At 37.0% G+C, this 23,353-nt stretch carries 28 protein-coding genes and 1 pseudogene; 4 read left to right on the top strand and 25 right to left on the bottom strand.

Annotated elements, in window-relative coordinates; translation table 11 throughout:
* The 10 genes from ACLN19_RS02275 to ACLN19_RS02320 form a co-directional block, all read right to left on the bottom strand.
* Positions 1-553, bottom strand: a 553-nt coding sequence (locus ACLN19_RS02275; protein ID WP_413382858.1) for a putative cross-wall-targeting lipoprotein signal domain-containing protein, incomplete at its 3' end; no start/stop codon positions are given.
* Positions 554-643: 90 nt separating this feature from the next.
* Entirely contained in the window at positions 644-931 is a 288-nt protein-coding gene (locus ACLN19_RS02280) for a hypothetical protein (RefSeq protein ID WP_413382860.1), read from the bottom strand.
* A gap of 13 nt (positions 932-944) precedes the next feature.
* Entirely contained in the window at positions 945-1,109 is a 165-nt protein-coding gene (locus tag ACLN19_RS02285; RefSeq protein ID WP_413382862.1) for a hypothetical protein, read from the bottom strand.
* A gap of 12 nt (positions 1,110-1,121) precedes the next feature.
* Positions 1,122-1,565 (bottom strand): hypothetical protein, encoded by a 444-nt coding sequence (locus ACLN19_RS02290; protein WP_413382864.1) that lies wholly within the window; start codon positions 1,563-1,565, stop codon positions 1,122-1,124.
* A 158-nt stretch (positions 1,566-1,723) separates the two neighbouring features.
* Complete coding sequence (locus tag ACLN19_RS02295; RefSeq protein WP_413382866.1) at positions 1,724-2,389, bottom strand: DUF6710 family protein; 666 nt, start codon at positions 2,387-2,389, stop codon at positions 1,724-1,726.
* Positions 2,390-2,405: 16 nt separating this feature from the next.
* On the bottom strand, positions 2,406-2,822 hold the full coding sequence (locus ACLN19_RS02300) for a hypothetical protein (protein WP_413382868.1): 417 nt from the start codon (positions 2,820-2,822) through the stop codon (positions 2,406-2,408).
* Complete coding sequence (locus tag ACLN19_RS02305) at positions 2,815-3,453, bottom strand: hypothetical protein (protein ID WP_413382870.1); 639 nt, start codon at positions 3,451-3,453, stop codon at positions 2,815-2,817. The genes ACLN19_RS02300 and ACLN19_RS02305 overlap by 8 nt, the downstream gene beginning before the upstream one ends.
* Before the next feature lie 9 nt (positions 3,454-3,462).
* Positions 3,463-3,879, bottom strand: a complete 417-nt coding sequence (locus ACLN19_RS02310) for a helix-turn-helix domain-containing protein (RefSeq protein ID WP_413382872.1) — start codon at positions 3,877-3,879, stop codon at positions 3,463-3,465.
* A 300-nt stretch (positions 3,880-4,179) separates the two neighbouring features.
* Positions 4,180-4,425: a DUF4160 domain-containing protein gene (locus tag ACLN19_RS02315; RefSeq protein WP_413382874.1), complete on the bottom strand. Its 246-nt coding sequence runs from the start codon at positions 4,423-4,425 to the stop codon at positions 4,180-4,182.
* Positions 4,418-4,678, bottom strand: coding sequence for a hypothetical protein (locus ACLN19_RS02320; RefSeq protein ID WP_413382876.1), 261 nt, complete (start codon positions 4,676-4,678; stop codon positions 4,418-4,420). The genes ACLN19_RS02315 and ACLN19_RS02320 overlap by 8 nt, the downstream gene beginning before the upstream one ends.
* 1,620 nt (positions 4,679-6,298) lie before the next feature.
* On the opposite strand from ACLN19_RS02320, the gene ACLN19_RS02325 reads away from it, so the two are divergent.
* The 4 genes from ACLN19_RS02325 to ACLN19_RS02340 all read left to right on the top strand — a co-directional run bounded on the left by ACLN19_RS02325 (position 6,299) and on the right by ACLN19_RS02340 (position 8,462).
* Positions 6,299-6,679, top strand: coding sequence for a helix-turn-helix domain-containing protein (locus ACLN19_RS02325; protein WP_413382878.1), 381 nt, complete (start codon positions 6,299-6,301; stop codon positions 6,677-6,679).
* 137 nt (positions 6,680-6,816) lie between these two features.
* Positions 6,817-7,158 (top strand): helix-turn-helix domain-containing protein, encoded by a 342-nt coding sequence (locus ACLN19_RS02330; protein ID WP_413382880.1) that lies wholly within the window; start codon positions 6,817-6,819, stop codon positions 7,156-7,158.
* Positions 7,159-7,584, top strand: coding sequence for an ImmA/IrrE family metallo-endopeptidase (locus ACLN19_RS02335; RefSeq protein ID WP_413382882.1), 426 nt, complete (start codon positions 7,159-7,161; stop codon positions 7,582-7,584).
* Positions 7,585-7,595: 11 nt separating this feature from the next.
* Entirely contained in the window at positions 7,596-8,462 is an 867-nt protein-coding gene (locus ACLN19_RS02340; protein WP_413382884.1) for a restriction endonuclease, read from the top strand.
* A 17-nt stretch (positions 8,463-8,479) separates the two neighbouring features.
* Here the strand turns inward: ACLN19_RS02340 and ACLN19_RS02345 are convergent, their stop codons facing one another.
* From ACLN19_RS02345 to pyrF, 15 genes and pseudogenes are all read right to left on the bottom strand, one after another.
* Entirely contained in the window at positions 8,480-9,352 is an 873-nt protein-coding gene (locus ACLN19_RS02345; RefSeq protein ID WP_413382886.1) for a lipocalin family protein, read from the bottom strand.
* A gap of 55 nt (positions 9,353-9,407) precedes the next feature.
* A complete protein-coding gene (locus ACLN19_RS02350) occupies positions 9,408-9,875 on the bottom strand; it encodes a DnaJ domain-containing protein (protein WP_413382888.1) in 468 nt (155 codons plus the stop codon).
* A 66-nt stretch (positions 9,876-9,941) separates the two neighbouring features.
* Positions 9,942-10,274: a hypothetical protein gene (locus tag ACLN19_RS02355; RefSeq protein ID WP_413382890.1), complete on the bottom strand. Its 333-nt coding sequence runs from the start codon at positions 10,272-10,274 to the stop codon at positions 9,942-9,944.
* Positions 10,274-10,546 carry a type II toxin-antitoxin system RelB/DinJ family antitoxin gene (locus tag ACLN19_RS02360; RefSeq protein WP_413382892.1) on the bottom strand — a complete coding sequence of 91 codons (273 nt, stop codon included), beginning with the start codon at positions 10,544-10,546 and terminating at the stop codon, positions 10,274-10,276. The genes ACLN19_RS02355 and ACLN19_RS02360 overlap by 1 nt, the downstream gene beginning before the upstream one ends.
* A 252-nt stretch (positions 10,547-10,798) precedes the next feature.
* On the bottom strand, positions 10,799-11,176 hold the full coding sequence (locus ACLN19_RS02365; protein ID WP_413382894.1) for a hypothetical protein: 378 nt from the start codon (positions 11,174-11,176) through the stop codon (positions 10,799-10,801).
* A gap of 40 nt (positions 11,177-11,216) precedes the next feature.
* Positions 11,217-11,933 carry a helix-turn-helix domain-containing protein gene (locus tag ACLN19_RS02370; RefSeq protein ID WP_413382896.1) on the bottom strand — a complete coding sequence of 239 codons (717 nt, stop codon included), beginning with the start codon at positions 11,931-11,933 and terminating at the stop codon, positions 11,217-11,219.
* A 170-nt stretch (positions 11,934-12,103) separates the two neighbouring features.
* Positions 12,104-12,487 (bottom strand): LPXTG cell wall anchor domain-containing protein, encoded by a 384-nt coding sequence (locus ACLN19_RS02375; protein ID WP_413383118.1) that lies wholly within the window; start codon positions 12,485-12,487, stop codon positions 12,104-12,106.
* Positions 12,488-13,120: 633 nt separating this feature from the next.
* Positions 13,121-17,998: pseudogene (locus ACLN19_RS02380) on the bottom strand (accessory Sec-dependent serine-rich glycoprotein adhesin); the annotation flags it as partial.
* A gap of 265 nt (positions 17,999-18,263) precedes the next feature.
* A complete protein-coding gene (locus tag ACLN19_RS02385; protein WP_413382898.1) occupies positions 18,264-18,656 on the bottom strand; it encodes a beta-sandwich lipoprotein in 393 nt (130 codons plus the stop codon).
* Positions 18,657-18,715: 59 nt separating this feature from the next.
* On the bottom strand, positions 18,716-18,907 hold the full coding sequence (locus ACLN19_RS02390) for an XRE family transcriptional regulator (protein WP_413382900.1): 192 nt from the start codon (positions 18,905-18,907) through the stop codon (positions 18,716-18,718).
* A gap of 354 nt (positions 18,908-19,261) precedes the next feature.
* Complete coding sequence (locus tag ACLN19_RS02395) at positions 19,262-20,533, bottom strand: dihydroorotase (RefSeq protein ID WP_413382902.1); 1,272 nt, start codon at positions 20,531-20,533, stop codon at positions 19,262-19,264.
* 15 nt (positions 20,534-20,548) lie between these two features.
* Positions 20,549-21,202, bottom strand: a complete 654-nt coding sequence (locus tag ACLN19_RS02400; protein ID WP_413382904.1) for a uracil-DNA glycosylase — start codon at positions 21,200-21,202, stop codon at positions 20,549-20,551.
* Positions 21,203-21,214: 12 nt separating this feature from the next.
* The gene (locus ACLN19_RS02405) at positions 21,215-21,958 is read right to left on the bottom strand and encodes a GNAT family N-acetyltransferase (protein WP_413382906.1); all 744 of its coding nucleotides are present in this window, start codon (positions 21,956-21,958) and stop codon (positions 21,215-21,217) included.
* A gap of 24 nt (positions 21,959-21,982) precedes the next feature.
* Positions 21,983-22,612 (bottom strand): orotate phosphoribosyltransferase, encoded by a 630-nt coding sequence (gene pyrE / locus ACLN19_RS02410; RefSeq protein ID WP_413382908.1) that lies wholly within the window; start codon positions 22,610-22,612, stop codon positions 21,983-21,985.
* Between the two features lie 44 nt (positions 22,613-22,656).
* Positions 22,657-23,349 (bottom strand): orotidine-5'-phosphate decarboxylase, encoded by a 693-nt coding sequence (pyrF, locus tag ACLN19_RS02415; protein WP_413382910.1) that lies wholly within the window; start codon positions 23,347-23,349, stop codon positions 22,657-22,659.
* Between the last annotated feature and the right edge of the window lie 4 nt (positions 23,350-23,353).

Consider the following 23,353-nt stretch of genomic DNA (forward strand, 5'->3'; position numbering starts at 1 on the left):
CTACTGCTTTTTGACCTTCTTCGTTGGCTTTAGCCACTCGCTCTGCTTCTGCTTTATTCTCTGCATCAATTTGAGCGTTTTGTGCTTCGGCTTGAGCGATGGCTTGTGTGTTTGCGTTAGCTTTAGCTGTCGCATCTTCTACGGCTTGCGTTTGACTAGCCAGATCAGCTTGCGCATTAGCTAGTGTATCGTGTGATACTGTCGCTTCTTGATTAACCGTAACACCAGCATTTTGAGCCTCGCTAACTGCTGTATTAAGCGCATCAGAAGTCACGTCTTGCGTTAGAACACCTGTTTGAGTACCTGCCTGACTAGCCACTTCAGTTGATGCACTAGAAGCCTGACCTTGCGCTTCAACAAGGTTGGTTGCTGGATTAGCTGTCGTTGTCACAACTGGTGTTGTGTCAGTAGTAACAGTTACCTCGTCAGCTGATGCGGTACTAGCTGTACCTACCGCTAACGCTCCAGCTAACGCAATCCCACTTACAAGACCGAATGCTTTTGACCTACGGAAAAATCCGTGACCTTTTGTTTCAGCAATATTGTGTTTCATATATAAAATTCTCCTAAAAAATAAACTATAGTTTGTTGACAATGAAAAAGAGCAACTCTTTAGACGGCGCTCTAATCCTCTTATGATTCATTACTTAACTCCCTTTTTTAATAACAGCTCTTTGTAAATCACTTTAATTCTAACTTTAGCCCATTGATAATAAGTTCCTGTTACATCACCTCTAGCGTAGCTTTTATCATACACTTTCCTGATTTCTGATAAAGCTTCCTTTTGACAAAGATTGATAGTAACTAGACTTCCAAAATAGATGCCACTAGCATTCCATTTAAAGCGATTTACAATACGTTCATACTCTCTCTTATAGTATTTTGCTTTCTCTAAATCATAGCTACCTCCTTTTTTACCGATATATTCCATTTAACAATCCTTTCTAAATTCCCTCGTTTATTTCTGATATATGAACTTTGAAGCTTCTTCCCTGGTAATAAAGCGTTGCTTTACCAGTCGAAGAGCTATCTGATCTCATCATTGTTTTGACAATATCAAGAATTTCAAGACCAATGTGGTTTTGTAATTCTTTTTCTGTAAGACTCATAATAACTCCTTTTTAATGATATAGTTTTTTAATGACTTTATTGTTAGCTCTAATGCTATTATCAACTTCTAAAGCATACAAATTTTTTTCAACCTTATCGCCTCTAACTATAACCAGTGTATAAGCATGATCTAATTGATAGGTTGATACTAGCCGCTGACCTTCTTTTGAGTTAACATCAATATAAAAAGTTGTAATATCTGACTTTTGACCTGCCTTAATGACATCTTGTTTTGCTGCCTGACAATACGGACACGACTTTTTATAAAAAACTAGATTGTAGTTTCTATTAGAAACATCAAGCGCCTGTTTAGCAGTTAAGTGTGTGTCGTAATTTCTGCCCACTTGATACATCTCATTAAACGTATAAATAGTCGTTGCTACTGATACAATTACTACACCAGTCGTTATGCCTATACCAGTCTTTTTTAAAATGGATTTTATATCTATAATCATCACCTCACATAAGTTAATGTATCTAAAGAGGCAAGAGAGCTTTATTAAGAGATTTTGTAAAAAGGAAAATATAAGGAGATCTATAACAAATAATAACCAAATCTCTTGCCTCTTTAGATACACTAACAATATAAAAAAGCTATTGAATATCAATAGCTTTATAATCTATCTGTTTTACCATACTTTTCTAACTCATATTTAATCCTAGCTAATTCAAACAAAAAGGCTAGTCTAAAATTAATAACTTTACCTCTTAATCGTTTATCATCTTTTATAGACTGATAACAATACCAATAAACACCATCTGTTTCTAACATGTCAAATAAATGTTCAATAGATACAACTTTAGCCTTTACAACACCACTAGACATACTACCAGCTAGACTAGAATGTAAGCCGTTATAGACATGTAACAAGTCTAACTCTTTATAATAATAAGCTTCATGATTACCGTTTTGCTTAAATCCTGTTTTTCGAATATCGAAAAAACTCTTTAATAACGACTTGGGTTTCCAAGTTGATATATAAGTTTGTTCGTTTAGAGTAAACTCTTTTTCTTCACCTGTATCTTTTAAAGATACTATTAAGTTACCTTTCCAATCAAAACTTTCAGGAAACAAAAATTGATGCCACTCATTATCATAAACAGCATTTAACTTAGCGCTGCTAGCTAAATCAATTTTGACTAAAGACATCACATACGATAGCAGCTCTATATCATCAAATGTCGTCCTTTCTGGATAATCAAAACAAGTAAAAGCATGCTTAAATCTACTTCTAGCCCTATTCAATTGACACATATTACTAACGTCCTCTTTGTTCATTTTTCCTAGATAATAATTAGAAGTTGTTATGTTGATGAGAAATTGTTTCCACTTTTTCCACTGTTTCATAAAATAAATATAGCATATTTTTCTTAATGGCAACAGTGAAAGGATAAACATAAAAAATTTCATCTAATTGTCTACAACATTCTAGATAATCCCCATGCCAAAAACATTTATAAAACTTTATCAATTGATTCATGTAATCTAGCGGACATTCTTTCAACAAGTCATCTTGATAAACTTTTATTTTCCCATATTTAAGAAGATGATAAAGATTCTTTAAACACTTTAACGCGGTTTCTTGCATTTCAAGTGTTTTATTCTCATCTAAATTACGGCTCATATTATCAATCTCTAAAGAAAATAAGCCTAAAAAATAATCTTTGACCTCTATGACATCAAGTTGATACTTTTCTCGCTTGTTAAACATAAAATAAACCTCCCTCTAGATGATCATTTATCTTATCAATCAATCGCTCAGCATCTGCCATAAAGCCAGCTTTGCCATTTAGATATTCTTTGTTCCAAGCGCCATTTATACGACACTTGCCTTTAGTTAAAACTTTAAATTCTCGACCTCTAAAGTGACTAGTAAAGTTACCTGTAGCATCTACATAAGCGTATAAATAAACGTCACCATTTTCATAGCCTTCTAAAAGATCATGCTCTTTAAAATATGCTAAATAGTTATCAAGCATTACTTGTTTAGCTTTTTGTTCTTTTAAGAACCTTTGAGCTACTTTGTGCTTATACATTTTATCTTTATCCCATTTGATAACAGCTATGACTTTAATATCTTTATGGTAAGCTACTAACTCATTATTGCAATAAACATGTAAATCTTGTCGTTTTATCTTTTGATTATAAAATTCAATGACTTTTATATCTTCACGTACAATCTCGTAGTTTTCCATAAACCAATCAAAAGCATCATCTGGAGAAGTACCTAATAAAGCAGCTAGTTTTTCTAAAGAATCATCTCGAATATCAAAATCATTAATAAAATACTCGTTGCTTTTAAAGCTATTGATAATGTCAACGTCTAATTTTAAAATAGCCATTATAATCTCCTATTTTAGGCTTTCAATAATCTTATTACATAGCGTAATAACATCTTTCTTATAAACAAATTTAACCTTGTCATCAAGACTGGCTTTTGGAATCTCTTTAGATTCATAAGAGTGATAAACTTGTTTTACTAAACCGTGTGCAACGTGTGTGTTTAAATCAAGTACCAACAAATCTTTATAAGAGACTACTAACTCACGATCTACTAAAGAAGTATCATCAACAGATGATACTAAATCATCTAACGAGACTTTAAAATATGTTTTCAGCTTAATTAAAAGCTCTAAGCTGGGTATTCGACTACCTGCTTCAAAACGATTATAAGAACTTTCGGTAATACCTAGATACGTTACTAAATCCGACTTAGCAATACCTTTATCTTCACGTAGTTGTTTTAAATTTTTAGCTATATTTTCCATTATAAAATCCCTCAAAACAAAAACTTAATTTTTCAAAACTTTAGATCACATTAAACAAATCAATACCATATAACTTACCTCATCTTACCAAGAGCCCACATTGCAAACAAAAATAAAATAAATTGCATCACAACACAAATAAGGCGAATGACAGGTCTTTCTTCAATAAGCGCACTTTTAAAAATTAAATAAAAAAAGTGAAGTCCTCCAATATATAAAATCGCCCAAAAATAAAACTTTAATAACATATCTTTTTTGTCAAAATAAAAAACCTTGATAATTCAAGGTTTTAAATAGTGGTTAATAAGCACTTTTTTGGAATTCATTCCACATAGCTTGAAACTCTTCTGCATGTTCTCTTATATAAACTGACAAACGTTTCAAATCTCTTGATTTTAAACGACCATCTTTTATCGTTCCATCTAAAAACATAGAAGCTGCTTCAACGCCATTAATGTAAATATGAACATGCGCTCTTTGCTTTTTATGATTATGCTCATTAGTTCTTATTTCAATAGCATACTTTTCAAAATAATTCCTAGGCATTTAGAATCCCCACATAATCACGCCATGTTTCTAACCAATTTGCTTGATTTCTACCAATCTCTTTTTGAGCAAAAATAATATCATAATCAGCTAAATCAATATTTTCAACAACCTCAAGTGTTTTTAAAGAAAATTTGCCAATCAATTCATCTTCATCGTACATCCTAACCACAGGATTCTTAGGATTATTTCTCATATCTTCTTTAGATAACTCGAGAACTGTTTGTCCAAACGATGCTACTTTCTTAATCATGATAAAAACACTCCTTTCGTTTACAATTATATTATACCACAAAAACCTTACTAGCTCTAACTGAAAGCAATCTCTTGCTTTCACTATAAAACTAGTAAAAAAAGCAACAAAACAAGGACGAAACCTCAGCTATTTGCCACTCACTAGTTTTTATCAAAATAAAAAACCTTGATTCCTCAAGGTTAAAACAAATCTATATATTTCATAATTAAGTTATGATACAATTAGAATAATAATTTTAATAGTTGTAACCCTCCTATTTTATAACCTGAAAGCAAACTTTGAATAGATTTAGACTTTTCAGAGTTATCAAAATTTTAGGAGGTCACTTATGACTATTTTAACTATTACTAAAGGATTATTTAAACTAACATTTCTTCTTGTATTTTTCTTAATCAGAAAGTACATTGATTTGTTATACGAATATCATTTAGCTACTGTTGTTTGCACGATTATTATTATCATGTTAAACACATAGTAGTAAGAAGCTAGTTATGTTATAGCTAGCTTCTTTGTATGCTCTTATCTTCGCATACTTTCAGAACATCTCACGACGTACTTACTACCTTCGAGCAAGTCACGAATTTCCATGGCTATCACCCCACAGTCTTTCTCACCTTGACCAATTAGCAAGCTATAAATAGCTCACACACCGCCTGTCCCAAATATCACATTACACGCTCATATCATCGCATCCTATCCCTCTCAAGACCGTCTCGCTACGGGGTGACATTCTTTCTTATCGAGCCTTACGACCCAGCAGTTCTAGTTTTTCGCTCTACACAAGATAACTAGCCAAAACTTTAGTACAGCTATTAAGAACCTCTAAACCACTTGTTTAGTTACTAAACATTATGATATAATAAAGTTAAAAACCCAAAATAACCGAATAAAAATCACAGCTTAGGTAGATGTCTCACCCTTTGCTGGATTTTTGTTCCCTTATACCAAAATAAATAGAGAGGAGAGTTTTATGATAAATAAAGCTAAAATTATCATTTTTATTATTATAATTATTTTAATTACAAAATCAACTCCTGTTTACTAAACAAGCGGATTGGAAGTCCTTAACATGTCTCACTCAACTTGACTTTTATAAGGAAAAAGCGTACAATTAAAGTGTTGAAGTTTAATTGTGTGCGTTTTCCTCGGCATTGCTGAGCGAGAACGTACTTTTTATTTAATTGTCAAAGATCACTATATCTAACTCTTTATAGTGAGTGTTTTTTGCGTAAAATTTTTTATTAACTTATTTTACTATCACTATATCGAGTGGAAGGATTTTCCAATAGATATAAGGAAAGGATTAAGAGAGTGTTAGGAGTTAATCCCTTCTTTATATTTATTAGGAGACTATTTGAAGATGGTAACTCAATTTATAATAACTCTATAACAGTAATTGATGACATTTATAAATTGAAACAAAAATTACTTCATTTTCGTTTTCTTGACTCATATTTTTCTCCATCTTTTAAACATTATCAAACAATCTGTATTAGAGTTTTATTAAACTTGCTAAGATTGTTTGGTATAATAGTTGTATCTCATCGAGATAATTAAATTATATCTCATTGGGATAAGTTTGTCAACTTCTTTTTAGATTTTTTTGAAAGGATTACCATGTTTGCAGAACGTCTGAAAGAGCTTCGCTTAGAAGCTAGATTAACTCAAAAGGAAATAGCAAATCAAATTAAAGTCGGACAAAATTCCTACTCTAATTGGGAAAATGGGAAACGTATTCCTATATTCCCTACTGTTGAAAAGCTAGCAAGCCTTTTTAATGTTTCTCCTGACTATCTACTAGGCAAAACCGACATTAAAGAAAATCTTTCAGAAGAACTATCTGAAAAACAAGTTGATAAAGTCAAAGACAATATCCTGCAAACTTTATCTAAACACTCACACTATCTTTATCAAACCTACGGATTTTCAAAAGACTTGGAAAGTCATCTAAGTGACTTAGAAAATCACATCAGCAATCAACTAAGCAACTTATATTAGATTAATATTAATGTTGAGTGGGTTGTTTGATATAATAACAAATAGATCATTTTAAAACTACTTTTGTTGTTAAATGTATAATACAATTTTTGTTGTTTTTTGTCAATAACTTTTTTAATTTTTAAGGAAGGATAAAAATGTTTGAAAAACGTCTAAAAGAATTGAGATTAGAACATAATCTAACTCAAAAAGAACTAGCAAATAAAATAAACAGCACACAAGCAAGCGTTGGTTTTTGGGAACAAGGTCTCCGAAAACCTAAATACGAATCTATCGAAAAACTCGCTAAAGTCTTTAATGTCAGTCCTGATTATTTATTAGGAAATACCGATACCAAAGAAACAGACAAAGAACTTGAATTATCAATCGACAAAGCTATTGATCGCTCAGTTGCTTATAATGGCAATCCAATTAGTGATAACGACCGATCAGCTATCAAAGATTTTTTAAAGGATTATTTTAAACAAAAAGGAAAGTAGATGGAACTATCGCAAATCGTCAAAGAGACTGAAAATTTCGGTTGTCGCATTTTCTTCCTTAAAAGGTATGAAGAGGATGGACGCTATCTTGAAGAAAAAGGAGAACACTTTATTTTCGTAAATCCTGAGATTTCTGATATTGCTAAAATCAATGTTATATTTCATGAAAGAAAACATTTTATAGACAAGGACACTGATAATCTTTTAAGTCGTGTAGAAACATACCAACACAGAATAGAACATCAAGCTGAAAGAGCACGGATTATAGACTTTATTAATCTCATTAATGAAGAACATCCTATCGATGATTCTTTTAACTACTATGATTATATGAAACATGCTCTTATTCCTGCTAGATATGAAAATATCGTTAAAGAACAGGCTCTAAAACTATATAACTATAACAAAGAAAATGGCAGGATATAAAGGAGATTATTATGGGATTTTTTAATAGAAAAGCAGAAATCAACGAACTTAACAAACAGATTAAAGAACTAGAAGCAAAAATCAAAATACTTAAAAACAATAAAAAGCCATCAAATACAAAAACCTCTTCCGACATTCTTGAACACGTAAATACTAAAAACAATAAAAATTATTTTTCTCAAGATATTGCAACTCTTATCTTTAATGTTTTAAGTTCTAACTCAGATAAAACAGGAAGCCAATTAGTTACATTGATGCAACAATTGTTTGAACGCATGGGCTATCAAACAATTAACAACGACGGATATAACGATAAAGGCGTAGATATTATAGTAAAAAATAACAACAATATCAAATACCTAATCCAATGCAAATCTAACACTGCACAAACTAACACTCAATTTTTAAATCGAGATCAAGTTTCAGCCTGTGCAGGAAAAGTTTTAAGCAATGGATCATATAACTATGATAAATTCATTCTTGTTACTAGCTCTTTTTTCACAAGTAACGCTATTGAGCATTATGAACACGGTGATAAAATTATACTCATTGATAGAATTGGTTTATTGCAACTCCTAAACACCTATTTGCCTAAAGAAACTGCATTTGTTTCTAATACTTTCACTTTTTATCAGGATTTCTCTGGAGAAGACTTCAGAACTCTATTTAAAGAATTCAAAAACAAATCACTTCCCAAAGAAGATTATAAACTTATCCGAAACTATGCCCACAACTGTCCTAAATGTAAATACTCAAAAATGAAATTCCTTATAGCTAAAAGTGGTAAACCTTATTTTAAATGTCTAACTTGTCGAGCCGTATTTTACCGACATTATAAAACAGGTAAATTCAATTATCATAGAACCGAAGATTATTAAAAAAGAGTAACTATTATTTAGTTACTCTTTTCTCTATATAGATCATCCGAACCCGAACTAATTAATATCTGATAAATAGGATTATCTGCATTAATATTATGATAACCATCTACAGACAAACTCTCTGTCTTAGAATCAAAATCACAAAATATATCCATATCTTTTTCGTTATCAAATGTAAAAAACAATGCTACATCATCATCAAATTCGTAAAACTCTTCCCAAGTATTGATTTTATTAACAGCAGCAATGGTATCGTCTATTTTAGACTCATAATCGCTTGATTCATACTCTTCATCCCAATAATAACCTACCGAAAGAGTATAACTTTCAGCTCCTTCTGTATCAATACCCTTCTTTTCTAGCTCTACTTTTCTATCTCCAACAGCTTTCCAGCTAAATGTGTTTCTGCTTATCTCCACATCTGCAACACTACTCTTATATGTGCCTAAAAAACGTTTTTCAAAATCATCTACTACTCTATCGCTTGCATCTCTAAAAGCTTGAAGTAACTCTTTTTGTTTATTTTCCTTTTCTTGAACAGCTTTCTTTAAATCATTATACAAATCGCTATCTTTCTTTACGAAATGAATAGTATCATCGTCACTTGTTATTGTCAGAATATCACCATCAACTTTATAAGTGCCTGTTTCACTTCCAAGATGAAGTGTGCCATTATCCTTATTAACACTTCCTACACGCTTTTCATCACCATCTGTAATTGTAAATTTATCACCCTCAAACTCATAGTAGGCATCTTTTACATAGCCGACATAATGACCATCTTTTTCCTCTATTTCATGATACGTCCCAGTAAGCCCTCCAGAACAAGCAGATAAAATGATCAAAGAGAACAAAGCTATTACTAAACCTAGCAATTTTCTTCTCATACAAAACCTCCGACTGACTAATTCATTATAAGTGTATCATCATATTACTTATAAATCAATATGCACTCCTTAATTCATCCCAAGCCCAATTTATTTTTTTCATAATTTTATCAGCATCAGGATCTAGTGATACATCAGGATGATAATTTTTAGACAGTAGTTTATATTTCGTTTTAATCTGATTCATAGGCATAGAACGCTTAACCCCCAAAATAACATAAGGATCTTTACTGTCCCAACGATTTTGAGATTGCGTATTTTTATAAGACAACCTTTCATAATCGGTGTCAGTCCTATCTTCTCTAGTCTCTCGTTCCTTAACTTTAGGTTTGTCGCTGTAGGTTAAACCAAAAATAACTCCACCAACTAATAAACCTATTGTCAAAAATAACAAAAAGTTAGTCAAAAACAACCATAAGACAAAAACGACACCAATAAAATAGAAGATACCCCTAAACGTCCATATAAATTTTCCTAAAAACCACAACACCGTAGCAATTATCAAAAATGTAAAAAACGACATGATAACCTCCTACTAGACCTTAAATTGTCTATATCTCAACATCTTGATTTTCTTTGAAAAGCTCTCCTACCTAGAAGTTAAGAACTCCCTCAAACCTAAAATATCTCTATTTGAGAATCTACCAACTACTCTAATTTCAATTTCATTTTCATTAACAGTTATACTTTGTATTGTATCAACCCACGAAGGTTTAGTAAGACCAGCTCTTAACCAATCTTTTATCTCATAATACTTTGATTTAATATATTCTGATTTATTTTCAAATTGACTAGTAATCTTATAAAACGTTATTTTCTCACCATTTAGTTTCACAACTACTACAGGACGCGTTTTAGAACCGCTATTGTCATGATAAGTCACTAAAGCATAACCTACTGTAAACTCACTAACACCTCTCATCAATACTCCTCATCAAATAAAAATGCAACATCTTTAGAATTACTCATATCTAAATGCCTAGCATTTTTTTCTGCTATATCTCCAATCTCCTTAATAGCCTGCACAACATCTTGCGGTTGACGTAATTCAAAAGGCAAACCTCTAACCTCTTCAGATTTTCTTAAAAACATCACGAAGGCATCACCAACAGACGTCCCTAGCGATTTATAAATATCATTTACTCTTTCAAGTAAATCCTCATCTACTCTTTTTTGAAATAATTTTGTAGCCATATCTTATAACCTCTAAAGTATATATGTATCATTCATATATATTGTTTCACAATACTATTATACTACAAATAATCATTATTATCAATATAAACACACAATAAAAAGCACCAGCTAAACTGATGATCTTTACTCTGCACTTATAGCACTCAAAAATCTATTTTGGCACAAAATTGGCACAAAAAAATAGTTTTAATATGCTTTAATAAATATGTAAACCTTGATTCTATAGCCTTTTTAATAACCTAAATTAACTTAAAATAAACCTGATTTATCATCACGGGTAAAGAGAACATTAGGACGGTAACCTTTATCAAGTAAAATCAAGATACTAGCAACACCCGCTCGATCATCTGCTCCCAAGCAATCAAGGGCATCATTAGCTTCCTCAGATAAGCCAATCCACTCGTCTGTCACTTTAATATCATCACGTGTTGGTAGCGTATTGATATTACGTGTATCCAAGTGAGCCACAACTGTTGGAGCATAAGCTTCTTGACTTTTAGCCCCTAGAGCATAAGCGGTTTTCTGGGTCGTATAGCCGTAGGTTTGTAAACGATTCTCCAAAGAATCAAAAAGCTCATCTTGGCTAGCCGTTAATAACTGTAAAATTTCATTTATCATTGTCTTCATCATATATCTCCCTTTTTCTCGTCAAACCATAATACTTATCCTAGAATCGCTGACTTCGCTCACCGTCTCTGTATCTTATCGACTGATGGCGACGCTCGCGACGTTCTCTACTCTCTAACCTCTCTCTACGTTCTTGGCGTTCTATTTTTAACCCCTTAACCATCGTTGTTAAGAACTGTCTTTGCGTAGAGGTTATTTCCTCACCATCCAGATAGAGCTTTAAAGGTCGCCGACCGAGATCTTCTAAATCAAGTACAATCTCTTTATCATTTTGGCGAGCCTCTCGTAATAACTCTTTGATATCAATCACATCTTCTTTCTTCTCTAAAGATGATATCAACTCCTTAGCACTAATATTGCTCAACTTATCGTAAAGCTGTCTCTCTTTTGGTGTTAGCTCATCTAATCGTTCATAGCAGCGGGTCACTAATTCTTTCAAATAATACGTTACACAATACTCCACATTTTTTGTCTCGAGCGTTTTTTGGGACATCTCATCCTCCTTATCCAGAAGCTTAGCCACATCTTGTCTAGTTAGCCATTCTCTGTAATCATAGGACTCTCTAAAACGCTCATCAACTCGAACCTTATCAACGGCTAATTGATAGATGATGTTTTGCAATTGCTCAATGCTGGGATTACGCTTTTCATTTTCTATCAAGGACAGCAGTGATGAAGAAATGTTGATAGCCTTTGCCAACTCAAAAGACTGTATATTCAAGTCTTTACGAAATTGTTGTATCGTTTTGCCTATCATGGATAAACCTCCTTTGTTATTGATAATTCTATTTTATGTTAAATATTTTTATTTGTCAACATTATAATTGTAAAATTTACAAAAATGTTTTTGTAAATTTTTGTGATAACAGTAAAAACTCCTCTCAAAGAGGAGTTTTTACTATAAGTATCATCATGATGAGTTAGTTCTTAGTTGTCATCTTTTTTCTTGCGACCTAAAACAAAGGCTCCAAACAATGCTGCACTTCCTAGTAAAGTTGCACCAGAATCTTTATCTCCTGTACGAGGTAAACTATAGCGCGCTTTTGTTTGGCTATGAGCCGATGTATAAACCATCTGCTTCACAGGGCTTACACCTACCTCAGAGCTACTTGGTAATAAACTTCCTTTCGATGACTCTGAGCTTACTAAACTCTCAGATAGTGATGCTAATTGCGACACACTTATAGACTCGCTGATCCAGTCAGATAGGCTTTGAGAAGATGAGGTTGAATGGCTTATGGACTCTGAAAAGCTTGTTGATGTCATCTGACTGATAGATTCAGAATTGGATTCTAATAGAGATTCACTCACAGACTCAGACACTGACTCCACAGATGATTCAGAGGTACTGCTGCTCTCTGATAAAGTCGTGCTAGACGATAAACTTGTGGACTCTGTTTCACTAGGACTTATTGACTCAGAGAGGGACTCTGACACGGATTCACTTACGGACTCAGAGATTGACTCGGAAACTGATTCGCTCAACGATTCGGAGATTGACTCTGACACAGACTCGCTCAATGATTCCGAAATCGATTCTGATACTGACTCACTCAATGATTCTGAAATGGATTCTGATACGGACTCGCTCAATGATTCTGAAATTGACTCGGAGACTGATTCACTTACAGATTCTGAGATTGATTCCGATACTGATTCAGAAATTGACTCTGATACGGATTCGCTCACGGACTCAAAAAGGGATTCTGACACGGACTCGCTCAATGATTCCGAAATCGATTCTGATACTGACTCGGAAACTGACTCACTCAATGATTCTGAAATTGACTCGGAAACAGATTCACTGATTGATTCAGAGATAGATTCTAATACTGATTCACTAATTGATTCAGATACGGACTCGCTGACTGACTCAGAAATAGATTCTGATACGGATTCGCTCAACGATTCGGAGATTGACTCGGAAACTGATTCACTGATTGATTCTGAAATGGATTCTGATACGGATTCGCTCACGGATTCAGAAATTGACTCTGACACTGATTCGCTTACTGATTCAGAGATAGACTCTGAAACGGATTCGCTTACAGACTCGGAAATTGACTCTGAAAGGGATTCAGACACGGACTCGCTCACGGATTCTGAGATGGACTCTGAAACGGATTCGCTTACTGACTCAGAAATAGATTCTGACACGGACTCGCTGACTGATTCTGAGATTGATTCAGAGACGGATTCACTCACTAATTCCGAGATTGACTCAGACATTGACTCGCTGACTGACTCAGAGATTGACTCGGAAACAGATTCACTGATTGATTCAGAGATAGATTCAGACACTGATTCGCTGACTGATTCTGAGATGGATTCAGACACTGATTCGCTGACTGATTCCGAAATGGATTCAGACACTGATTCGCTGACCGATTCAGAAATTGACTCGGAAACAGATTCACTGATTGATTCAGAGATAGATTCTGACACTGATTCGCTCACGGAATCAGAAATAGATTCCGATACGGATTCGCTGACCGATTCAGAAATTGACTCTGACACTGATTCGCTCAATGATTCTGAGATAGATTCTGACACTGATTCACTCAATGATTCTGAGATGGACTCTGAGACGGATTCGCTTACGGACTCGGAAAGGGATTCAGACACTGATTCGCTTACCGATTCTGAAAGTGACTCTGATACAGATTCACTGATTGATTCAGAGATAGATTCTGAAACTGATTCACTCACGGATTCTGAAAGGGATTCTGACACTGATTCACTCACAGACTCGGAAATTGACTCGGAAACGGATTCGCTCAATGATTCTGAAAGGGATTCAGAGACTGATTCAGATACGGACTCGCTGACTGATTCTGAGATTGATTCAGACACGGACTCACTCACGGACTCAGAGATTGATTCAGATACAGACTCACTAACGGATTCAGAAATTGACTCTGACACTGAGTCACTTACCGATTCAGAAATTGACTCGGAAACAGATTCACTGATTGATTCTGAAAGGGATTCTGAGACAGATTCGCTTACCGATTCTGAGACTGATTCTGACACAGACTCGCTCAATGATTCTGAAATCGACTCTGAAACAGATTCACTTACTGATTCTGAGATGGACTCTGACACAGACTCGCTCAATGATTCCGAAATCGATTCTGAGACTGACTCACTCAATGATTCTGAGATGGATTCTGATACGGACTCGCTCACGGATTCTGAGATGGACTCGGAAACGGACTCGCTCACGGATTCTGAGATAGATTCCGATACGGATTCACTCACAGATTCTGAAAGGGACTCGGAAACGGATTCGCTCACGGACTCGCTAATTGATTCTGAGATTGATTCTGAAACGGATTCACTTACCGATTCTGAAAGAGATTCAGACACGGACTCGCTCAATGATTCCGAAATGGATTCAGACACTGATTCGCTTACTGATTCTGAGATGGATTCAGACACTGATTCGCTGACCGATTCAGAAATTGACTCGGAAACTGATTCACTGATTGATTCAGAGATAGATTCTGAAACTGATTCGCTCAACGATTCAGAAATTGACTCTGAAACTGATTCACTCAAGGATTCTGAAACCGATTCTGAGACTGATTCACTAACAGACTCTGAAAGGGATTCTGAGATAGATTCACTCAACGATTCCGAGATGGATTCTGAAAGGGATTCGCTCACAGACTCGGAAAGGGACTCTGACACTGATTCGCTCAATGATTCTGAAAGGGATTCTGAGACGGATTCAGATACGGATTCGCTTACCGATTCTGAGAGGGATTCTGAGACGGATTCGCTCACGGATTCTGAGATGGATTCAGATACGGACTCGCTCACGGACTCAGAGATTGATTCCGATACAGACTCACTAACGGATTCAGAAATTGACTCGGACACTGAGTCACTTACCGATTCAGAAATCGACTCGGAAACTGATTCACTGATTGATTCAGAGATAGATTCAGACACTGATTCGCTGACTGATTCTGAGAGGGATTCAGAGACTGATTCGCTCACAGATTCTGAAATTGACTCGGAAACTGATTCACTGATTGATTCAGAGATAGATTCCGATACGGATTCAGAAATTGACTCTGAGACTGATTCACTCACTGACTCTGAAAGTGACTCTGACACAGATTCGCTGACCGATTCTGAGATGGATTCAGAGACGGATTCACTCACTGATTCCGAGATTGACTCAGACATTGACTCGCTGACTGACTCAGAGATGGATTCTGAGACGGACTCGCTCACGGACTCAGACATTGACTCGGAAACTGATTCACTGATTGATTCAGAGATAGATTCTGACACTGATTCGCTCAATGACTCGGAAACTGATTCGCTCACAGATTCTGAAAGAGATTCAGACACGGACTCGCTCAATGATTCCGAAATGGATTCAGAGACTGATTCACTAATTGATTCTGAAAGGGATTCAGACACTGATTCGCTGACCGATTCTGAAATTGACTCGGAAACAGATTCACTGATTGATTCAGAGATAGATTCTGACACTGATTCGCTCACGGAATCAGAAATAGATTCCGATACGGATTCGCTGACCGATTCAGAAATTGACTCTGACACTGATTCGCTCAATGATTCTGAAAGGGATTCGCTCACAGACTCGGAAATTGACTCTGAAAGGGATTCAGAGACTGATTCAGATACGGATTCGCTTACCGATTCTGAGAGGGATTCTGAGACGGATTCGCTCACGGATTCTGAGATAGATTCAGATACGGACTCGCTGACTGATTCTGAGATTGACTCTGACACTGATTCGCTTACCGATTCTGAGAGGGATTCACTTACAGATTCAGAAATAGATTCTGATACGGACTCGCTGACTGATTCTGAAATTGATTCTGATACAGATTCGCTTACTGATTCGGAAACTGACTCACTGACAGATTCTGAGATGGACTCCGATACGGATTCGCTGACTGATTCACTCACAGATTCAGAGACAATAACAGATTCTGAAGCCGACTCACTCATAGAGATATGGACTGATTCTGAAAGAGAGTTACTTTGAGATAGTGACTGAGACTCGTATAAAGACTCTGATTCACTGACTTGCAGTGATTGTGACACACTTTCAGATGTGTATATCGAAGTACTTTCAGACTCTGAAATGGACTCTGAAATACTTTTATCATAGACATAAGTCACTTCTTGGCTAGCCGTATTTACGGTTAACTCACCATTTCTATTACCTATCGTTTGTACCAAAACGCCATCTGACACTGTAACAGGCGCCGTTGTGTAGTTTGAGTAGGTCCAACCTGACTGCACCACATCTGGGTGAGCTGTTGTACCATCTTGATAAACGTGGTGCGTTGTTTGTGTTACATAAGTCGGTAAATTACTAATCTGTACCCTAGTTCCCGTCACTGGTGTATTTTGAAAACCAAAGAGACTCGTAACGACACCATTTGACGCCAGTGAAACACGAATGCTTCTACTTGTAGCAGTAACATTCCAACCACCTAAGGTCACTTGCGCCCCATCTGTTGGCAGTTCTGCCCTATCTGTCATGGTCTGAGCACTGTCATAGGTACTAAGATAAATCTCTCTATCACGATTGAGGGAAATAACTAAATAATCTCCTGCATCGTTTTTAAATACAAATGCCGTAAAGAAGCCTTCAGTAGGATCATAAGGCAGACTTGTATCTATTTTTTGCGTCACTGAATAACCTGGTAAATCTGCTGAAACAGCCTGATCTGGGCGACCATTATTAGTGGTTACATCACTTTCAACACGAAAGCCATCTGGCACTGAGACACCCTCAATCGTCGCAGGGTCTTGGAGATAGCGTGTGAGTTGGTTAGCACGTCTTAAGACGTCATCTACTTGACTCTGGCTGATCGCACTTGAGGTCAAGAGGTTGTCCATCAGACTAACCAACTGCTTAGCCTCCAGTTGCAATACTTCATAACCCACACGCTCTACTTGGGTCATCTTAGAGGTGTCATAAGAGCTTGAGCCGCTCAACGCTTGACTCAAGGCCTCCTTAGCTTGCTCTAAGCTTTCTTGACGCGCCCTATCATCGCTCTCACTCTCACTCATGGAAAGCGACTCACTACCACTCACCTCTGAGCTAGATAAACTGTCTGAATGACTACTACTCTTCTTATCCGACTGACTATCAGACGCCGAGTCGCTCACTGACTCAGAGGCTGATTGGGAGCTTGACTCAGATATAGACTGAGAGCTGCTTTCTGAGCTAGATAGACTTTCTGACTCGCTGATAGACTCTGAGACGGACTCACTCACTGATTCTGACAGAGACTCGCTCACTGACAAGCTCAACGATTGGGATTGGGACTGTGATTGAGATACAGACTGGGAGTCAGATTGAGATTGCGATAAGGAAGCCTGGTCTTCTGACACTTGGCTCTCTGACACAACCGCGCTAGTATCTGTCGTAGAAGCTGCATCTACGCTAGTAGTAGCCGTTTCTAGAGATGTAGCGTCGCTAGATGGCAAGACCACCTCATCAGTAGTCGCCAAGGTATCTGTCGCTTGCGTCTTTTCAAGAACTGGCGTCTCCTCAGCTAAGGCTACACCTGCCGCTGTCCCACCTGCCAAAGCACTAAGCGCTGCCGCACTCTTTAGCAGGCTCCTAGACATAGACGGTCTCTCCAAACTCTCGCTCGCTTGACTAATAACCACCATCTCGCTAGAGTCTCCACCCTTAAACAAACGGGTTAGACCAATCTGAGACATCACCGTACGTACCCAATGCTTACCTGATTTATGCATTTTTACCCGTGATTTACGGGACGTTTCTTCATAATGATTAGCTCGTTTAGTTTTCATACAATTCTCCGATACTTAAAACACGACTGAAAGTGGATAAATTATACATAATATAACATTTTTTTAACACAGTTGCAAATGATATAGAATGATATCATTAGATTTTCAAGCAACTGTCATATCAGCTACCTTCCTATCAAAATAGCAACGATTGTCATTGACTATACAAAAAACACCTAGAGAACTCTAAGTGTTTAAATCGCTATGCAACTATCTGAAATAAAAAGACTATCCCCCTCGTAACAAATAATTCAGTTTTTGAGCTCTAGTCAACCTTCTCAACACCTACTGGAACCCACATCTTAGGATTGAAGTTAATGGTGTACTTGTATTTATCAACGTCCTTACTAGTCACGTCTTGCACAACATAAGAAACATTGTCTGATAACCCAACAATATGTTTTTGATACTGACCATTTTCATCTTCAACAATCACTTCTAGCTGATGGTCTTGCGTATCCGCTTTAATGGACATTCTACCTGACATCTCAAACATAATATCATTGGTAATAGCGTTTAACACGGTCACTTTACGAACAGTATTAAAGTTATCCGCTTCTTGCGCTAGATTATTGCTCACTCGGCTAGCTTGACTACAACCAACTAAGACACATGCCAATACACTGGCTAGTAATATCACTAAACTTTTTCTTTTCATGGTATGCTCCCTCCACTTTGATATAGCTCTATTATACCATATCTACTGGGCTTTTAGGGCTATTTGTCTGGGTAAATACGTTTAGCATAATCCGTCAAAGCACTTGCCACACGTAAGCTCAGATTTTCAATCTTTCGCTCCCCTCTGACAATCTTAGAGATGGTCTGTTGAGGAATACCTGTCTCCTTACTGATACGGTACTGCGTTTCGTTTTCAATCAACCATTCAATAAATTTAGAGTTTGCTTCCATAATAATCCTCTCTAATGCTACTTACTTTATCATATGACTCAAATACGTGTAAGTAGCAAATTAGTCCAAAACTAGTGTTATTTAAGTTTGTCCTTACTGACTATACTGAACTACTACTTCTCCAACGCCTTCGTCTTGTAATGCCATTATAAGTCATCATCTGACCACCAATAAACAACAATAGCCAACTAAATGTTATTTTTATTTTAACACTCCTATACCAAAAATAATAGTCCTAATAGTGAGATTTAGGAATATTTCTGGACAGTGAGGCATATTTGTTTTAAAATGACCCTCTCTAACAAACAGAATCCTTGCTAGAACACAAGAAAAAAGCTGAATTGTCAGCTTTTTCTAATTATTTTGGTAAACCACTTGTCCATTACAAATGGTATATTTCAAAACACCTTTTAACTGCTCATCAACAAACGGTGAATTAGCTGCTTTCGAGGCAAACTGCGGAGTCACTATTCTGTCTTCCTTATCTGCAAAAATGATAATATCCGCAGGACCGCCTTCTGCTAAATAACCTGCATCAAATCCATATAGTTCAGCTGGGTTACAAGTCATTTTAGCCAGAAAATCTAACAAACTCAACTCTCCTGTTTCGACCAAATAGGTCAAACCTAATGATAAAGAGGTCTCAAGCCCTGTCATCCCTGACGGTGCCTGCGTGATATCCTCGACAGCCTTTTCATCCTTATGATGAGGGGCATGGTCTGTTGCAATAATGGAAATCACTCCTGATTTCAAACCGTCAATGACAGCTCGTCGATCTGACTCTAAGCGAAGGGGAGGATTCATCTTGGCATTAGCTCCTTTGCTTAATAGCAAATCCTCTGTCTTAGAGAAATGCTGCGGAGCCACTTCTGCGCTAACCTTGGCTCCCAAAGCCTGCGCAAAAGCAACCACCTTAACCGATTCAGCCTTTGACAGATGTTGGATGTGTACATGCGCCTCTCTATCATAGGCAATCATAACATCACGCGCAATCATGCTATACTCTGCCACACCTGTCGCCCCACAGATATGAAACGCTTCTTTGGCAATGTGTTCATTAAACCCAAGAACGCCGTTTAGCTCAGGATCTTCTTCGTGTAGTGAGATAAATGTTCCATTTGCCTTAGCCAAATCCATAGCCTCTTTGACCACTTTAGAGCTTGTCAGAGGAATACCGTCGTCTGAAAAACCAACCGCTCCTGCTTCTAACAGTGCCTTAAAATCCGTCAAATGTTGACCATCAAACGCTTTTGTAATAGTGGCGACACTATGGATATGAATGGCTTCCTTATTAGCTTGCTCTAAGACCTCCTTTAGTGTATCGACATCAGAGATGGTAGGGCTGGTATTTGCCATCATAACCACACTAGTCACACCACCAGCTTGCGCTGCCAACGCTCCTGTATGGATATCTTCTTTATGAGTCTGACCTGGCTCACGAAAATGAACGTGAATATCAACTAAACCAGGTGCTACGACAAGACCTGACGCATCAATCACTTCAGCCTCATCAGCCTCTAAAGCCTCACCAATTGCCTTGATACGCCCTTGATGGATAAGAAGATCACACACCTTATCAAAGTGCGATTTAGGGTCAACCACACGACCATTTTTAATCAGTAACATAATGTCTCCTTTATTCTAGAGTAGCCAATCTATCGGACTGCGACCATCAGCTTGCAAGTAAGCATTGGCACGTGAGAAAGGATGGCTACCAAAAAAACCACGATAAGCAGAAAGCGGACTTGGATGAGGCGATTCAATGATATGATGGTGTTTAGCTGTTATCAGCGCCTTCTTTTTTCGCGCAAAACTCCCCCACAAGATAAAGACCACAGGTGTTTCTTCTTGATTGACAACCTTGATGATAGCATCTGTAAAGGGCTCCCAAATCCCATTAGCATGCGCATTAGCTTGATGCTCAGGAACAGTCAGACAGGCATTCAACAAAAGAACCCCTTGCTGTGCCCACTGTGATAAATCATGATGCGAACGCTCCCCGATGTCATCTGCTAGCTCCTTCAAAATATTTTGTAGCGATGGAGGAGGAGCTACATCATCTGGTACTGAAAAGGACAAGCCTTGAGCTTGATTGGGACCATGATAGGGGTCTTGCCCTAAAATAAGCACCTTTACATCCTCCAAAGGAGTCATCTGTAAGGCTGCAAAAACCTTGTCGCGTGGGGGGTAAATCTTTCCTGATGCATAAACCTCATCCATAAACTGATTGATTTTTGCAAAATAATGCTCTGGCAATTCTTGCTTAATTCGCTCATGCCAACGTGAATGTTCCATACTTATCCTCAGTTAATCATATTTCTTAAAGATATGTTGATAATGTCCGACTTCTTTAAAGCCTTGATGTTGATAAAGGTGACGATTCTCTTCTTCGGCAATTAAGATAACGTTACTGACTGACTTAGTCATAGCTGCTTTTTCTAGCAAGGAGCCAATGCCTTGTCCTCTAAGCTCTTTTACCACTTCAAATTCATCAAACTCAACACTATCTCCATGATACCAAGCCGTTATCTCACCAACGATAGACTCATCCTTTAGAGCTAGAAAAATACTCGCTTGAGGATTTTCTATAAAGCCCTTTTTATACTTAAACATCTGCTGCGCGTACACTTGACCATACGCCTCTAAGCTTGGATAGATGTAATGATAATAACGCTCAAACAACTCTTCATCTAAGCGATGAACAGACACGCCCTCCACTTTTTTGGAAGACAAAACCAAATCCTCACTAGTAGCCCAAAAGATAAGGTAAGTTGAACGCTCAAAACCTTCTTGTGTCACATAATCATCCAGTAGCCTAGGCAGAGTAGCATTTTCAGGAAAATCTATCTGCACATAATCACTAGGATAATCCTTTTGCGCTTGGCGCACAAAAGCTATATCAGACTGGATCTCCATTAAGCTGGGCATCTTCTTGTAAGCTAAAACATTAGCATCGTAGCGCTCTGACAAAAGAGCATCTTTGAAATAAATAAATCGGCTTGTTTCTGTTTCAAGTCGTTGATGTATCACTAAACGCTCGTAAAATCCCATATCAGCCTCCTATTAAGCTTATCGTTAGTCTTGCCAAGTCTCTTGGTTCTCTTTAAACTTTTTCAATAGCATCAAACCATCAGCATCAATATAACCTTGAACTTTTGCCACTTTAATCAACTCTGTGTAGTTAGATAAAGTAACTAACTTAACCCCTACATCAGCAAAGTTTTTAGTCGCTTTTGGCAACTCATAAGTAAATATAGCAACGACTCCTAACACATCAGCCCCTTCACGCTCAGCTGCTGCTACTGCCTCAAGGACTGAGCCACCTGTTGAAATCAAATCCTCAATCACAACCATTTTTTGCCCTTTGACAACACGTCCTTCGATCTGATTTCCAGCACCGTGGTCTTTTGGTTTACTACGGATATAAGCAAAAGGAAGATCCATTTTATCTGCAATGATCGCTCCATGCGGAATCCCTGCTGTCGCTGTTCCAGCAATCACCTCGACTTCTGGAAATACCTCTTTAATCTTTTCAACAAAACCATTTTCAATCAAAGTACGCGTCTCAGGATAAGACAAGGTAATACGATTATCGGTGTAAATAGGTGATTTAATCCCTGAAGCCCATGTAAATGGCTCAGTTGGTTTTAAATACACTGCCTTAATATCTAATAAATCTGCTGCGATTTGTGTTGCTAATGTCATGTTATACCTCTTTTCTTTCAAAGCCTTCTTGTAGCTCATAGCTACTATGCATTCCACTCCTCATAAATAGCCCTATAAGCCTCTAACGGCTTATCTGCTTGAGTGATAGGACGCCCAACAACAATATACTGTGAACCGATACGTCTTGCCTCTTTAGGCGTCATAACACGCTTTTGATCCCCTATAGCTGCTCCGCTTGGACGAATACCAGGAGTCAAACAAATAAAATCCTGTGAGGTTGCTGTGTGAATCAACTCCACCTCATGGGCTGAACAAACCACCCCATCAAGTCCAGCTTCTGCTGCTTTTTTGGCATAATGTCTTACAGAATCACTCAAGCTTGTCTGGATATTTTGATCATCTCTCATCTGTTCTTCACTTGTTGATGTCAGCTGAGTCACCGCAATAAGCTTACCACAATCTCCAAAACCTTCTCTAGCGGCTCTCATCATCTCCACGCCGCCTGCAGCATGGACATTTGTCATATCCACTCCCAGTTGTGACAATACCTTCATGGCAGATTTTACGGTATTTGGAATATCGTGCAATTTTAAATCCAAAAAAATACTATGCCCTAATGCCTTGATATAAGTAATAATGTCAGGACCACACGCATAATATAACTCCATTCCCACCTTAACATAGAGCTTCTCTTCTTTGGGAAACTGAGCTAAAAATCGCTTTACCTCATCAAAAGAAGGAAAATCTAAAGCGATAATCGGGCGTTTTTCTATCATGTCA

Origin of the sequence: Streptococcus lishijunsis, from assembly GCF_047290665.1 — a bacterium.
In the GTDB taxonomy this organism is placed as follows: domain Bacteria; phylum Bacillota; class Bacilli; order Lactobacillales; family Streptococcaceae; genus Streptococcus.